The 13714-nt window shown below is 62.7% G+C and carries 14 protein-coding genes; 11 read left to right on the forward strand and 3 right to left on the reverse strand.

Annotated elements, in window-relative coordinates; genetic code table 11:
- The first annotated feature begins 25 nt into the window (after nt 1-25).
- Together aceF and lpdA are read left to right on the forward strand one after the other, a co-directional pair.
- Entirely contained in the window at nt 26-1693 is a 1668-nt protein-coding gene (gene aceF, locus U5782_RS07750; RefSeq protein WP_322043242.1) for a dihydrolipoyllysine-residue acetyltransferase, read from the forward strand.
- A gap of 87 nt (nt 1694-1780) precedes the next feature.
- Entirely contained in the window at nt 1781-3544 is a 1764-nt protein-coding gene (gene lpdA / locus U5782_RS07755; RefSeq protein ID WP_322043243.1) for a dihydrolipoyl dehydrogenase, read from the forward strand.
- 270 nt (nt 3545-3814) lie between these two features.
- Here the strand turns inward: lpdA and U5782_RS07760 are convergent, their stop codons facing one another.
- Complete coding sequence (locus U5782_RS07760) at nt 3815-4387, reverse strand: phasin family protein (protein WP_322043244.1); 573 nt, start codon at nt 4385-4387, stop codon at nt 3815-3817.
- Nucleotides 4388-4594: 207 nt separating this feature from the next.
- On the reverse strand, nt 4595-5026 hold the full coding sequence (locus U5782_RS07765) for a hypothetical protein (protein ID WP_322043245.1): 432 nt from the start codon (nt 5024-5026) through the stop codon (nt 4595-4597).
- 122 nt (nt 5027-5148) lie between these two features.
- Here U5782_RS07765 and pbpG point away from each other — a divergent pair, with 122 nt between their 5' ends.
- The 3 genes from pbpG (at nt 5149) to U5782_RS07780 (ending at nt 7404) form a co-directional block, all read left to right on the forward strand.
- The gene (pbpG, locus tag U5782_RS07770; RefSeq protein WP_322043246.1) at nt 5149-6333 is read left to right on the forward strand and encodes a D-alanyl-D-alanine endopeptidase; all 1185 of its coding nucleotides are present in this window, start codon (nt 5149-5151) and stop codon (nt 6331-6333) included.
- A gap of 246 nt (nt 6334-6579) precedes the next feature.
- Nucleotides 6580-6876: a hypothetical protein gene (locus U5782_RS07775; RefSeq protein WP_322043562.1), complete on the forward strand. Its 297-nt coding sequence runs from the start codon at nt 6580-6582 to the stop codon at nt 6874-6876.
- A gap of 3 nt (nt 6877-6879) precedes the next feature.
- Nucleotides 6880-7404, forward strand: a complete 525-nt coding sequence (locus U5782_RS07780; RefSeq protein ID WP_322043247.1) for a DNA-binding protein — start codon at nt 6880-6882, stop codon at nt 7402-7404.
- Nucleotides 7405-7423: 19 nt separating this feature from the next.
- Here U5782_RS07780 and U5782_RS07785 read toward each other — a convergent pair whose 3' ends face one another.
- Nucleotides 7424-8224: an IclR family transcriptional regulator gene (locus U5782_RS07785; RefSeq protein WP_322043248.1), complete on the reverse strand. Its 801-nt coding sequence runs from the start codon at nt 8222-8224 to the stop codon at nt 7424-7426.
- A gap of 204 nt (nt 8225-8428) precedes the next feature.
- Between U5782_RS07785 and U5782_RS07790 the strand changes: the two genes are divergently transcribed.
- The 6 genes from U5782_RS07790 to U5782_RS07815 all read left to right on the forward strand — a co-directional run bounded on the left by U5782_RS07790 (nt 8429) and on the right by U5782_RS07815 (nt 13676).
- Complete coding sequence (locus tag U5782_RS07790) at nt 8429-9151, forward strand: (Fe-S)-binding protein (protein WP_322043249.1); 723 nt, start codon at nt 8429-8431, stop codon at nt 9149-9151.
- A gap of 46 nt (nt 9152-9197) precedes the next feature.
- Nucleotides 9198-10637, forward strand: a complete 1440-nt coding sequence (locus tag U5782_RS07795; RefSeq protein ID WP_322043250.1) for a lactate utilization protein B — start codon at nt 9198-9200, stop codon at nt 10635-10637.
- Nucleotides 10638-10806: 169 nt separating this feature from the next.
- Nucleotides 10807-11043, forward strand: coding sequence for a hypothetical protein (locus U5782_RS07800; protein WP_322043563.1), 237 nt, complete (start codon nt 10807-10809; stop codon nt 11041-11043).
- Nucleotides 11044-11187: 144 nt separating this feature from the next.
- On the forward strand, nt 11188-11670 hold the full coding sequence (locus U5782_RS07805; RefSeq protein ID WP_322043251.1) for a low molecular weight protein-tyrosine-phosphatase: 483 nt from the start codon (nt 11188-11190) through the stop codon (nt 11668-11670).
- A 179-nt stretch (nt 11671-11849) separates the two neighbouring features.
- On the forward strand, nt 11850-12383 hold the full coding sequence (gene iscR, locus U5782_RS07810) for a Fe-S cluster assembly transcriptional regulator IscR (protein WP_322043252.1): 534 nt from the start codon (nt 11850-11852) through the stop codon (nt 12381-12383).
- A 69-nt stretch (nt 12384-12452) separates the two neighbouring features.
- Nucleotides 12453-13676: an IscS subfamily cysteine desulfurase gene (locus U5782_RS07815; protein ID WP_322043253.1), complete on the forward strand. Its 1224-nt coding sequence runs from the start codon at nt 12453-12455 to the stop codon at nt 13674-13676.
- Nucleotides 13677-13714 lie beyond the last annotated feature (38 nt).

A 13714-nucleotide genomic window follows, 5' to 3' on the forward strand; every position in this document is an offset into this window, starting at 1 on the left:
TTATGCGGCCCCGGAGACACTAACAATGAGTCAAGCGATCGAAGTCAAGGTGCCGGACATCGGCGATTACACGGACATTCCGGTGATCGAGGTGCTGGTGAAGGCGGGTGATACCGTCGAGAAAGAGCAATCGCTCATCACGCTGGAGTCGGACAAGGCGACGATGGACGTGCCGAGCCCGGCGTCGGGCACGGTTAAGGAAGTGAAGGTCAAGGTCGGCGACAACGTCTCGGAAGGCGTGCTGGTCCTCGTGCTGGAAGCTGGCGGCGCTGCCGCGGCTCCCGCTGCCGCACCGGCCGCAGCCCCCGTGCAAGCTGCGGCGCCTGCGCCCGCAGCAGCTGCGCCGGCTCCGGCAGCCGCCGCGCCCGCCGCTAGCGGCGGCGTGCAGAGCGTCAAGGTTCCCGATATCGGCGACTACAAGGGCGTGCCCGTCATCGAAATCGGTGTGAAGGTGGGCGACCGCGTCGAGAAGGAACAGTCGCTCGTCACGCTGGAATCGGACAAGGCCACCATGGACGTGCCGAGCCCGGTCGCCGGCATCGTGAAGGAAATCAAGGTCAAGGTCGGCGACGAAGTGTCGGAAGGCACGGAAATCATCGTCGTCGAGGCTGAAGGCGCTGCGGCTCCTGCTGCTGCACCGGCCGCCAAGGCGCCGGTCGAGCAACCTTCGGACGCGCCGCAGGCTGCACCCGCCAAGGCTGCGCCCGCTGCACCGTCGGCACTCGCACAAGCGCCGATCATTCCGGCAGGTGAAGGCGGTTCGCGCCGTCCGAGCCACGCTTCGCCGTCCGTGCGCAAGTTCGCGCGCGATCTGGGCGTCGATGTGGGCCGCGTCGCGGGCACGGGTCCGAAGGGCCGCATTACCCAGGACGACATCACCGCGTTCGTGAAGGGCGTGATGACGGGCGCACTGGCGGCTCCGGCTGCCGCTGCTGCACCGGCTGCGGGCGGTGGCGCGGGTCTGAACCTGCTGCCGTGGCCGAAGGTCGACTTCACGAAGTTCGGCCCGATCGACACGCAACCGCTGTCGCGCATCAAGAAGATCTCGGGCGCGAACCTGCACCGCAACTGGGTCATGATCCCGCACGTCACGAACAACGACGAAGCGGACATCACCGACCTCGAAGCGCTGCGCGTGCAACTGAACAAGGAAAACGAGAAGGCCGGCGTGAAGTTCACGATGCTGGCGTTCGTCATCAAGGCCTGCGTCGCCGCGCTGAAGAAGTTCCCGGCGTTCAACGCGAGCCTCGACGGCGATAACCTCGTCTTCAAGCAGTACTACCACATCGGTTTTGCTGCCGACACGCCGAACGGCCTCGTCGTTCCGGTGATCCGCGACGCCGACAAGAAGGGTCTCGTCGACATCGCCAAGGAAATGGCCGAGCTCTCGAAGCTCGCGCGCGACGGCAAGCTCAAGCCGGACCAGATGCAAGGCGGCTGCTTCTCGATCTCGTCGCTCGGCGGTATCGGCGGCACGCACTTCACGCCGATCATCAACGCGCCCGAAGTGGCGATTCTCGGCCTGTCGAAGAGCGCGATGAAGCCTGTGTGGGACGGCAAGCAATTCGTGCCGCGCCTCACGCTGCCGCTGTCGCTCTCGTACGACCACCGCGTGATCGATGGCGCGGCTGCCGCGCGCTTTAACGCGTACCTCGGCGCGATCCTCGGCGATTTCCGCCGCGTGATTCTGTAAAACCGCTTTCGACCGGCTCGTTCCGCCGCGCCGCACTTCGTGTGCGCGTCGCGGCGGGCGTCGCCGGTCGTTCCTGAAGGGGACACCATGAGTCTCGTCGAAGTGAAAGTGCCGGATATCGGCGACTTCAAGGACATCGACGTCATCGAAGTCAACATCAAGCCGGGTGACGTGATCGAGAAAGAGCAGACGCTGCTCTCGCTCGAATCGGACAAGGCCACGATGGAAGTGCCCAGCGATGTCGCGGGCACCGTCAAGGAAGTGAAGATCAAGGCTGGCGACAAGGCGTCGCAAGGCACCGTGGTCGCGATCGTCGAAGTGTCGGCAGCTGCGGCTGCTCCGGCCCCGGCTGCTGCACCGAAGGTCGAAGCGCCCAAGGCTGCTGAAGCACCGAAGGCTGCCGCGCCCGCACCGCAAGCCGGCAGCTTCGGCGGCAGCGCCGATGTCGAATGCGACATGCTCGTGCTCGGCGCCGGCCCTGGCGGCTACTCGGCGGCGTTCCGCTCCGCCGACCTCGGCATGAAGACCGTGCTGGTCGAGCGTTATTCGACGCTCGGCGGCGTGTGCCTGAACGTCGGTTGCATCCCGTCGAAGGCGCTGCTGCACACGGCGCTCGTGATCGACGAAGCTGCTGCGCTCGAATCGCACGGCATCTCGTTCGGCAAGCCGCAGATCGATCTGGATAAGCTGCGCGACTTCAAGTCGGGCGTCGTCAAGAAGCTCACCGGCGGTCTCGCCGGCATGGCGAAGGCGCGCAAGGTCGAAGTCGTGACGGGCCTCGGCACCTTCCTCGATCCGTACCACATTGAAGTGGCGGGCGAGGGCGGCAAGAAGATCTTCAAGTTCAAGCAGGCGATCATCGCTGCGGGTTCGCAGGCCGTGAAGTTGCCGTTCATGCCGGAAGATCCGCGCGTGGTCGATTCGACCGGCGCGCTCGAACTGCGCCAGATCCCGCAGAAGATGCTGGTGATCGGCGGCGGCATCATCGGTCTGGAAATGGCCACGGTCTACGCGACGCTTGGCGCGCAGATCGATGTCGTGGAAATGCTCGACGGCCTGATGGCCGGTGCGGACCGCGATCTCGTGAAGGTCTGGGAGAAGTACAACGCGAAGCGCTTCGCGAATGTCATGCTCAAGACCAAGACCACGAAGGCCGAGGCGAAGGACGACGGCATCTACGTCACGTTCGAAGGCGAAAAGGCTCCGGCCGAAGCGCAACGCTACGACCTCGTGCTGGTTGCCGTGGGCCGCTCGCCCAACGGCAAGAAGATCGGCGCGGACAAGGCAGGCGTGGCGGTGACGGATCGCGGCTTCATCGAAGTCGACAAGCAGCAGCGCACCAACGTGCCGCACATCTTCGCGATCGGCGATGTGGTCGGTCAGCCGATGCTTGCGCACAAGGCCGTGCATGAAGGCCACGTGGCAGCGGAAGCGGCGCATGGCGAGAAGGCGTACTTCGACGCGCTGCAGATTCCGTCGGTGGCCTACACCGATCCGGAAGTGGCCTGGGCCGGCAAGACCGAAGAGCAGTGCAAGGCCGAAGGCATCAAGTACGGCAAGGCAGTGTTCCCGTGGGCCGCTTCGGGCCGCGCGATCGCCAACGGCCGCGACGAAGGCTTCACGAAGCTGATCTTCGACGAAGAGACGCATCGTGTGATCGGCGGCGGTATCGTCGGCCTGAATGCGGGCGACCTCATCAGCGAAGTCTGTCTCGCGGTAGAGATGGGCGCGGATGCGACCGACATCGGCAAGACGATTCATCCGCACCCGACGCTGGGCGAATCGATCGGCATGGCCGCCGAGCTGTACGAAGGCGTCTGTACCGATCTGCCGCCGCAAAAGAAGAAGTAACTTCATGCCGCGCCGCTTCGGTGGCGCGCGTGAATGTAAAAACGGCGCACTCCGCGAGGAGTGCGCCGTTTTCTTTGGGGAAGCGCAGGACGACTGCGCTTTGCCGGGGTAATGCGAGAGGCGCCGGAGCGAAAAAAATTCCCGGTCGTCGCGGACCGGGCAAGCGACATGCCAGACGGCATGCCGGAGCGTCAGATCCGGCGCACGACGCGCGCGAAGTTCAGCACAGAGCCGGAAACTTCGCGGCGCGTCGCGTTAGCGCAAAGGCGCTCAGGCCGGCTTCTTGGCCGCGGCGGCAGCCGAGCGCGAAGCCTGGGCGGCAGCCTTGCTGGCCGCGGCGGTAGCGGCGTTGAAGTTGCTTTCGGCCATTTCGACAGCTTGCTTCGTGGCCTTGTGAACCGTTTCGTAGGTCGTGTTCGCGGCGTTGATGGCCGACTTGATGACAGCGACAGCCGTTTCCGAACCGGCCGGTGCGTTCTTCGCGACATTGTCGACGAGCGATTGAACCTTGCGGTTCTGCTCTTCGTAATGGGCTTCAGCGACCTTCGCGAATTCGGCTTGCGTGGCCGAGGCGATTTCGTAGACGTGGCGACCGTACGACAGCACCTTCTCGGCGAGCGGCTGCGCATAGCTCGACTGCAGCGCGAAGAATTCCTGCGCATCCTTGGCCGACAGCGCGCGCTGCGCGTGTTCCTGCGATTCCGCCAGATTCGAGCGAACGGCCTGAAGGTTCAATTCGACGAGCTTTTCCACGCCTTCGAAAGCCTTGCCGGTCAGACCGAACAGGGTTTCGAGGTTGGCTTTCTGTGCAGCGGCGAATTGCTCAGGGGTCAGCAGACTCATGTTTACGCTCCTGGATGGTTGGCGGCCTCGTAGGTGGGTCGCCTGGAGTAAGTGGCAAGACTCTGGTGATCTGCCCGACGCCGGGGGGAAATTCGGGTCATGCTTTGGTGCGTCGCAGCATTGATCCTGATTTTAGGACGGCTCAGACGAATGTCAAGGACTTTTGATGCGGCGCACAAACTCATTAAAGTATTATTAAACATATACTTATGCGAGCGGCATGAGGGTGCGAACGGCATTTCCGCTGAGGTGCGGCATAGCGCCCGCTTGGGGTTTGCCGGAGCGCCTTGCCTGACAAGGTTGCGCATATGCGCGCTGGTTCTGGCAAGATTGAGTCTGACGGTGCAACGTGGGTTTTTTTGCGTGCTCCGCCGTTGCATGAACGGTGTCAGGGAATGCACTGAGGTGCGTCCACCAGATTCCTACATGGAACGTTAAGGCTTTATTGCAGTCGAACTGCGCGCCGCCTGGTTCGGCAGTATGGATGTCAGAACATCGTCCTCGGTATTTATCCCACATAAAGTTCATCAAGTTGCGCGCCGTTAATGCGTAGGCGACAGCAAACGTTGTCGGCGCAAGGCGCAGCAGGGTGGGGTTGTCCGGGTGATTGTTTTTCTCCATCGAATGCGTGAAGAACATTGGTCTGCTCAATCAAAAACCAGACTTCGGTTTAACGAGTAGCCATAAGTGCTTCAATTTGCGAATTTTTCGTGGTTTTACTACACTTGGCGAACGATCCCGCCGCTTCATCCAGAACACCAATGAAATCCGACAAGTTCCTGTCGTTCAAACTGGTGCCTTCATCGGTTGTCAGTACCGCGCTGTCGGTAGCTGTCTCCGTGGCCATCAGCGCGACGCTCGTAGTGCCCGAGGGCGCTTTTGCTGCGTCGCAGAACACCGCCGCCGCGAAAACGGCGAAGGCCAAGAAGGCCACCAAAAAGGTTGTGAAAGCCGACGCCGCACCTGCGAAGGTGGCGAAGAAGGCGGGCGCGACCCGTACCGTTGCGGCGAAGGACGACGATGCGCGTCCGACGGCGAAAAAACGCCGCGTCAGCTACACGATGAATGGCCGCCACCATACGGCAGTGCGCCGCGTCGCGTTCGAGCCGCGCCAGCCGACCGTCGGTCAGGCGTTCGGCCTGCACGAGACACCGGACTCGCTGATGCTGCGCTCGGGCGTTGCCTTCGTGGTCGACCAGAATTCGCTCGAGCCGTTGTTCGACAAGAACTCGCGCGCCGTGGTGCCGATCGCCTCGATCTCGAAACTCATGACCGCCATGGTCGTGCTTGACTCGAAGGCGCCGCTCACCGAACAGATCGAAGTCACTGACGAAGACCGCGACTACGAGAAGAACACCGGCTCGCGTCTGTCGGTAGGCTCGGTGCTCTCGCGCGAAGACATGCTGCATATCGCGCTCATGGCATCGGAAAACCGTGCCGCTGCCGCGCTGTCGCGCTACTACCCGGGCGGGCGTCCGGCCTTTATCGCGGCAATGAACGCAAAGGCCAAACAGCTCGGGATGACCGATACGCACTTCGAGAATTCGACGGGCCTCACGAGTCACAACGTTTCGACGGCGCGCGATCTCGTGAAGATGGTGAATGCGGCGTATCAATACCCGATGATTCGCCAGTTCTCGACCGATCACAGCTACGACGTGTTCACGGGCAAGCGCACGCTGGCCTACAACAGCACGAACGCGCTGGTGCGCAATCCGTCGTGGGATATCGGCTTGCAGAAGACTGGCTTCATCAACGAAGCCGGCGAATGCCTCGTCATGCAGTCGACGATCCACGGCCGTCCGGTCATCATGGTGCTGCTGGATTCGAGCGGCAAGTATTCGCGTTTCGCCGACGCGACCCGCGTGCGCGCGTGGCTCGACAACGGTGGCGCGGACCAGCAGCCGCGCATCACGAGCGCGGACGCAGGCGGCGCAGGCACCTGATCTGCCCGTTTCCCAAGCTGCACCACTTTGGTTATCGAACGCCCCGCATTTGCGGGGCGTTTGTTTTTTGCGGCCCTCGTCAGGTATTCCTACGCCATACGGCCAGCTGTTTGAAGGCCGATGCCGTGGGCAGAATCTTCAGTGTTTCGCTACGCGTTGCCTGACCGGGCAACGCGAATCGCCCGCCCAAAGTTTGCTGGTTGTCAATTGACAACCAAAATAGCGGCGCTTACACTGGGTTCGCCAATGAGACGATCGCATCCGAGAAAAGAGATCGAGGCTGCGCTGACTTATGCCGAGGCAAAGGGTTGGTTAGTACGACCAGGCAAGGGCAGCGGTCACGCGTGGGGAAGGATGTATTGCCCCGCCAATCAGGCCGATTGCCGGTGCGGGGAGTTTTGCATCACGAGCATCTGGAGCACGCCACGCAACGCAGGGAACCACGCACATCTTTTGCAGCGCGTGGTCGACAACTGCACGGCACAGCGCGCCAATGCACCGCCCGCGCTTCCTGCGCGGGCGCGCACCACACAGCAGGAGTGACCCATGAATTACGTATTCACGCTCAAGTACCAGCTTGCGCCCGAGGATTGCGATCAGGAGCAGCTGATCGAGCGCCTGGCGCAGGCGGGCTGCGATGACGCAACCATCGGTGTGGGTTTGCCGGGGCGTATCGCGCTGGCGTTCGCGCGTGACAGTGAAAGCGCATGGGCCGCCATCTACACCGCGTTGCAGAACGTGAAAGAGGCGGTACCGTCGGCGCGCCTTGTCGAGGCGGCGCCCGATTTCGTCGGCTTGACCGACGTTGCCGATCTAACCGGCATGTCGCGGCAAAACATGCGCAAGCTCATGCTCGCGCATGTCGCCGATTTCCCGCAGCCGGTGCATGAGGGCAGTCCGTCGCTCTGGCATCTGGGCGACATCTTGATCTGGCTGAGTGGACGCGAGGGCTACAGTATCGACGCAGCCTTGCTGGATACGGCGTGTACGGCGAAACAGGTCAATCTGGCGAAGGACGCGCGCGAGGTCGATGCGCGCGTCAAACGCCAGCTAGCCGAGCTGGTGGCGTGAGGGGGCAGAAAGCGGCCGCTTAGGCCGTTTGCACGTGGCCTTCGGCGGGTTCGGCGTGGTAGCCGAGCGATTCCGAAATCGTGAGTGCGGTCTTGCTCAGTTGCCCAAGCCACGAGTCTTGCAGACGGTCTGCCGGAGCGGAAAGCGAGAGACCCGCCACCAGTTTGCCGGTGTCGTCGTAAATGCCTGCCGCAATGCAGCGCACGCCTAGCTCGAGCTCTTCGTTATCGCGTGCGCAGGACTCCTGGCGCACGTGCGCGAGTTCGCGTTCGAGGCGCCCGAGATCCGTGATGCTATTGCGCGTATGGCCCGACAGGCCGGTGCGCGTGGCGTAGGCGCGCACGCGCGTCGCTTCGTCGGCGGCAAGAAAAAGCTTGCCGACCGAGGTGAGATGCAAGGGCGCACGACCACCAATGGCGCGCACCACCTGCATGCCCGAACGCTCCGAGTAGGCGCGCTCGATATAGACGATCTCATCACCTTGCCGCACGGAAAGGTTCACCGTCTGGCCGGTGAGGCGGTGGAGCTCACGCATGGGCGAGAGTGCCGCATCACGCACGGAAAGGCGTGCTTTCACGAGGTTGCCGAGTTCCAGCAGGCGCATACCCAGGCGATAGGTGCCCGGGTCCGAGCGGTCGACAAGTCGGCAGCTCACCATGTCATTGAGAATGCGGTGCGCCGTGGACGGATGCAGTTCCGTGCGCTGGGCGAGTTCTTTCAGGCTGACCGGGTCCGTATGCGCGGCGAGCGCATCGAGCAGGCGCATCATGCGCTCGATCACCTGAATCGAGGTCTTCGGATCTGGATTGGTGTCGGTCATGAGGGCGTATTCCGGATGCAGATTCGTGTTTGACGCAGGATAGGGGCGGGAAGCAGAAATTCATTGTATCTCGTATTGTGAAAAAAGTAAGCGTCTAGCGGGAAGCCGCTGCTGCGGTGCGGCAGCAATCAGAGGCGTGACGCGAGCGTTGGTGGTGGCTGCGAAACATCGGATAATCGGGGACGGTTTTCAAAAGGATTCCCCATGCGAGTCGGACTGTTCGTCACCTGTCTCATCGACACGATGCGCCCCGAAATCGGCTTTTCGACGCTGAAGCTGCTCGAAGATGCTGGCTATGACGTCATCGTGCCGCCCGCGCAGACCTGCTGCGGTCAGCCGGCCTACAACTCGGGCGAGCGCGCGCTGGCACGCGATCTGGCGGAAAAGACGCTGCGCGAATTCGAGCAGTTCGACTATGTCGTGGTGCCATCTGGTTCGTGTGGCGGCATGATTCGTGTGCATTTCGGCGATCTGTTCCGCGACGATCCTGAATTGATGTCGCGCTACGGCAAGCTGCGCGAGCGCGTCTACGAATTGACGGATTTCCTCGTCAACGTCGCGCGCGTTTCGTTGCCGGAAGGCGAGTTTCGCGGTCCGGTGACGTATCACGATTCGTGTTCGGGACTGCGTGAACTGGGCGTCAAGGCACAGCCGCGCGCCTTGCTGGCGCAGCGCGGCGTGCAGGTGCAGGAAATGAAGGATTGCGAGCACTGCTGTGGCTTCGGCGGTACGTTCGCGGTCAAGTACGGCGCGATCTCGACCGCCATTGCCGACGAGAAGTGCATGAATGTGCAGGCAAGCGGGGCGGCCACGGTGGTCCTCGGCGACCTGGGCTGCATGCTGAATATCGAAGGGCGCCTGCGTCGCACCGGCGACCACAGCACGCGCGTCCTGCATATCGCCCAGGTGCTGGCCGGCGACATCTGACGCTGTCCCTTCGTCCGCTAACTCACGCTCCGACTCCTCATACGCCATGCAAGTCACGTCGATGCAGTTCAAGGCGCGCGCCGGTCAAAAACTGGCCGATCAGCGTCTGCAACACAACCTCAAGAAGCTCTCGACAAAATTCGTCAGCGCGCGGGCGGAAGCCATCACGGCCATCGACTTCGAAGCCACGCGTGCCGCGCTGAAGGAGCGCCGCAATCGCGCGCTCGACAATCTCGACGTCTGGATCGAGCAGTTCGAGGCCGAGGCGACGCGGCGAGGCGTGACGGTACTGTTCGCCGAGACAGCGCGCGACGCTGCAAAGCTTGTGGCCGACATCGCGCGCCGTCATGAGGTCCGCAAGGTCATCAAGACCAAGTCGATGGTGTCGGAGGAAATGCAGCTCAACACTGTACTGGCGGAGATGGGGGTGCAGTCCATCGAGACCGATCTCGGCGAGTACATCCTTCAGATCAACAACAACGAGCCGCCGAGCCACATCATTGCGCCAGTCGTCCACAAAGATAAGGACGAGATCGCCGATCTCTTCGCGCGCACGCACGACAAGCCGCGTCTGACCGAGATCCCCGATATGACGCGCGAGGCGCGTGAAGTCTTGCGTCCCCATTTTCTCTCGGCGGATATGGGCGTGACGGGCGGCAACTTCCTTGTGGCGCAGACCGGTTCGGTCGTGCTGGTGACGAATGAGGGCAACGAGGGCATGTGTACCGTGATGCCGCGCGTCCACGTGGCCGTCACCGGCATCGAAAAGGTGCTCCCAACCCTCGAAGACCTGGCCACGGCCATGCGCCTGCTGCCGCGCTCGGCCACGGGGCAGGCGACCTCGAATTACTTCTCGCTGCTCACCGGCCCGCGCGGCCCGCAAGATCAGGACGGCCCCGAGCACATGTACGTCGTGCTGGTCGATGGCGGGCGAACGGGCCTGATCGGCGGCGAGTTCCAGGACATGCTGCGCTGTATACGATGCGGTGCGTGCATGAACCATTGCCCGGTTTATCAGAAGGTGGGGGGGCACGCCTACGGCTGGGTCTATCCGGGGCCGATGGGTTCCGTGCTCACGCCAAGCTACGTGGGCATCGACAAGGCGCTCGATTTGCCGCAGGCGGCTACGCTCTGCGGCGAGTGCAACAGCGTGTGTCCGGTGGGCATCCCGCTTTCGGATCTGCTGCGCAAGCTGCGGGAAAAGCAGACTGAGCGTCGCCTGCGGCCGTGGCGCGAGCGCGCGGCGCTGGCCGCATGGGGCTGGCTGGCGTTGCATCCGAGCGTCTATGCGCTGCTTACCAAGCTTGGTGTGCGCATACTGGAACGCATGGGCGGGCACGCGCGCGTGATCCGCAAGATGCCGTTCGCACGCGGCTGGACGGATGGGCGCGACATGCCGGCGCCCGTCGGGCGTACCTTCCGCGAGTTGTACGCGGCACGCCAGACGCACCTGGACGCGAACGTCCCGACGCGCAAAGCCTCCTGAAGCGAATCCTCCGCCGCGGCATCGTCAACCGTGATGCAGCCACTGTTTAATCTGCGACAACAGTGTGTTCGACTTTGCCGGGTTTTTCCTGATTGCGATCCTCTATATCATTTCGACTGGCGATAGTGCGTCTGAGCTCGTCGCCCCACAGTCGATAGAGAGTCGCATCATGAGAAAGAAAATAGAGGTGTATTGGCCGCTGGCACTGATCGTGCCACTCGCGGTAATCGCATGGGTTCATGCGTGGAATACCGCCGAGCAGCAGTTCCCGCTCGGCGCCGATCAGGTGAGCGCCGAGTTGGCGCGCACGGTGTCATATGGTCTGGTTGGCAATGCCGCCGACATGAAAGCCCCGGTCAAGGCATTGCGCAGCGAAGCGCCGTTGCCGCGGGCCAGCGCAATCTAGGTCGATCCAGCCGTCGAGTCACGCCAAGCGCGCAAATCGTGCGCTTTGTATAATCGTGGATTCGCCGCTTTCCGAACCCGCGTAGCGTGTCCGCCAGTTCTAGCGAAACGCCCCAATCCTTCAATTTCCTGTGACGAAAAAAGGATGAAAAAGGTTTCCGTCTGCTTCGTGTGTCTCGGCAACATCTGCCGTTCGCCCACGGCTGAGGCCGTGATGCGTCGCCTTGTCGACGAAGCAGGCCTGGGTGCTCGCGTGACGGTCGATTCGGCGGGCACGGGCAACTGGCACATCGGCGAGGCGCCTGACGAACGCGCCCAGCGCGCGGGCGGGAAGCGCGGCTACGATCTCGCGACACTGCGAGCCCGTCAGATCGCGGAAGGCGATTTCAGCGCGTTCGATTTGATCGTGGCAATGGACGACGCCAACGTGACGGCGCTCCAGCAGGTCGCGCCGGCGTCGGAACGCGACAAGATTCGCCTGTTGATGGAGTTCGCGCCCAACGCGCAGGAGCGGGTGGTCACGGACCCTTATTTTGGCGGCGACGCGGGTTTCGAGGCGGTGCTCGATCAATGCGAGGCGGCCTGCAACGGTTTGCTGGCGGCTTTGCGCCCGCAACTGGTGGATTGAACGGATTTTGAAGCGGTCGGATTGAAATGAACGTGACGGCGCACTTTGATGGTCGTTTTGTGCCGTTTTCCCTTTTCGTCATGCGCCTAATAACCCGTATCGCGGCGCGGATACTTGACTAAACTAGTCATGTATTTATACTTGACGAAAATTGTCGAGAATTGCGGTTCCCCTACATCATGAGACTCACCACTAAAGGCCGTTTCGCCGTCACGGCGATGATCGACCTGGCCCTGCGCCAGGAGCAGGGCCCGGTGACGCTTGCGGGTATCAGCCAGCGCCAGCACATTTCGCTGTCGTACCTTGAACAGCTGTTCGGCAAGCTGCGCCGTCACGAAATCGTCGAATCGGTCCGCGGGCCGGGCGGCGGCTACAACCTCGCGCGTCGCGCAGAGGACGTCACGGTCGCGGACATCATCATTGCCGTGGACGAGCCGCTCGACGCCACCCAGTGCGGCGGCAAGGGCGCCTGCGAAGGCACCAAGCAGCACGACGGCCACTGCATGACGCACGAACTCTGGTCCACGCTGAACCAGAAGATGGTCGAGTACCTCGATTCGGTGTCGCTCAAGGATCTGGTGGACAAGCAGCGCGCCCGTGAAGGCGCCGCGCCCACCGTCCTGCGCGACCGCCGCACCGAGGCGCCCGCGGTCGAACCGGTCAGGGCGATACCGCTCGGTCCGAACTCGATCTTCAACATGGCGAGTTCATGAGCGTAGCGCCCACCGCCACGACGTAACACCACAGTACACGCGCAGCACCCAGATTCCCCGGAGCGATAGATGAATAACGACATTCCCCACCTGCCCATCTACATGGACTACAGCGCGACGACGCCCGTCGACCCGCGCGTGGTGGACAAGATGATTCCGTACCTGCGCGAGCAGTTCGGCAATCCGGCGTCGCGCAGCCACGCCTACGGCTGGGACGCGGAACGCGCCGTCGAGGAAGCGCGCGAGAACGTCGCCGCGCTCGTCAACGCCGACCCGCGCGAAATCATCTGGACCTCCGGCGCAACCGAATCGGACAACCTCGCGATCAAGGGTGCCGCGCACTTCTACAAGAGCAAGGGCAAGCACATCATCACGGTGAAGACCGAGCACAAGGCTGTGCTCGACACCTGCCGCGAACTCGAGCGCGAAGGCTACGAAGTCACGTATCTGAACGTGAAGGACGACGGTCTGATCGACCTCGACACGTTCAAGGCCGCGATCCGTCCCGACACGATCCTCGTTTCCGTGATGCACGTGAACAACGAGATCGGCGTGATCCAGGACATCGAGACGATCGGCGAAATCTGCCGTGAAAAGGGCATCATTTTCCACGTCGACGCAGCGCAATCGACGGGCAAGGCGCCCATCGACCTGCAAAAGCTCAAGGTCGACCTGATGTCGTTCTCGGCGCACAAGACCTACGGCCCGAAGGGCATCGGCGCGCTCTACGTGCGGCGCAAGCCGCGTATCCGCATCGAAGCGCAAATGCACGGCGGCGGTCACGAGCGCGGCATGCGCTCGGGCACGCTGGCGACGCACCAGATCGTCGGCATGGGCGAGGCGTTCCGTATCGCGCGTGAAGAGATGGCGACGGAAAACGAGCGCGTGCGCATGCTGCGCGATCGTCTGCTCAATGGCCTCTCGGAAATCGAAGAAACCTACGTGAACGGCGACATGGAAAAGCGTGTCCCGCACAACCTGAACATCAGTTTCAACTTCGTCGAAGGCGAATCGCTGATCATGGCCGTCAAGGACGTGGCCGTGTCGTCGGGTTCGGCGTGCACGTCGGCGTCGCTGGAGCCGTCGTACGTGCTGCGCGCGCTCGGCCGCAACGACGAACTGGCCCACAGCTCGATCCGTTTCACGGTGGGCCGTTTCACCACCGAGCAGGACGTCGACTACGTCATCAACCTGCTCAAGACGAAGATCGCCAAGCTGCGCGACCTCTCGCCGCTGTGGGAAATGCACAAGGATGGCATCGATCTGTCGACCATCCAGTGGGCCGCGCACTAATCATCGGCGCGCGAAGCAAAGCGAATCTCGACCCGGCC

The sequence above is a fragment of the Paraburkholderia sp. J67 genome (assembly GCF_905220265.1).
Classification (GTDB): Bacteria; Pseudomonadota; Gammaproteobacteria; order Burkholderiales; family Burkholderiaceae; genus Paraburkholderia.

Bases quoted from the DNA above. Each gene is read 5' to 3' on its own strand.
- U5782_RS07760 (WP_322043244.1), bottom strand. From the start codon at position 4,387: ATGAGTCTGCTGACCCCTGAGCAATTCGCCGCTGCACAGAAAGCCAAC.
- aceF (WP_322043242.1), top strand. From the start codon at position 26: ATGAGTCAAGCGATCGAAGTCAAGGTGCCGGACATCGGCGATTACACG.
- U5782_RS07790 (WP_322043249.1), top strand. From the start codon at position 8,429: ATGCGAGTCGGACTGTTCGTCACCTGTCTCATCGACACGATGCGCCCC.
- U5782_RS07805 (WP_322043251.1), top strand. From the start codon at position 11,188: ATGAAAAAGGTTTCCGTCTGCTTCGTGTGTCTCGGCAACATCTGCCGT.
- lpdA (WP_322043243.1), top strand. From the start codon at position 1,781: ATGAGTCTCGTCGAAGTGAAAGTGCCGGATATCGGCGACTTCAAGGAC.
- iscR (WP_322043252.1), top strand. From the start codon at position 11,850: ATGAGACTCACCACTAAAGGCCGTTTCGCCGTCACGGCGATGATCGAC.
- U5782_RS07795 (WP_322043250.1), top strand. From the start codon at position 9,198: ATGCAAGTCACGTCGATGCAGTTCAAGGCGCGCGCCGGTCAAAAACTG.
- U5782_RS07785 (WP_322043248.1), bottom strand. From the start codon at position 8,224: ATGACCGACACCAATCCAGATCCGAAGACCTCGATTCAGGTGATCGAG.
- U5782_RS07780 (WP_322043247.1), top strand. From the start codon at position 6,880: ATGAATTACGTATTCACGCTCAAGTACCAGCTTGCGCCCGAGGATTGC.
- U5782_RS07765 (WP_322043245.1), bottom strand. From the start codon at position 5,026: ATGTTCTTCACGCATTCGATGGAGAAAAACAATCACCCGGACAACCCC.
- U5782_RS07800 (WP_322043563.1), top strand. From the start codon at position 10,807: ATGAGAAAGAAAATAGAGGTGTATTGGCCGCTGGCACTGATCGTGCCA.
- pbpG (WP_322043246.1), top strand. From the start codon at position 5,149: ATGAAATCCGACAAGTTCCTGTCGTTCAAACTGGTGCCTTCATCGGTT.
- U5782_RS07775 (WP_322043562.1), top strand. From the start codon at position 6,580: ATGAGACGATCGCATCCGAGAAAAGAGATCGAGGCTGCGCTGACTTAT.
- U5782_RS07815 (WP_322043253.1), top strand. From the start codon at position 12,453: ATGAATAACGACATTCCCCACCTGCCCATCTACATGGACTACAGCGCG.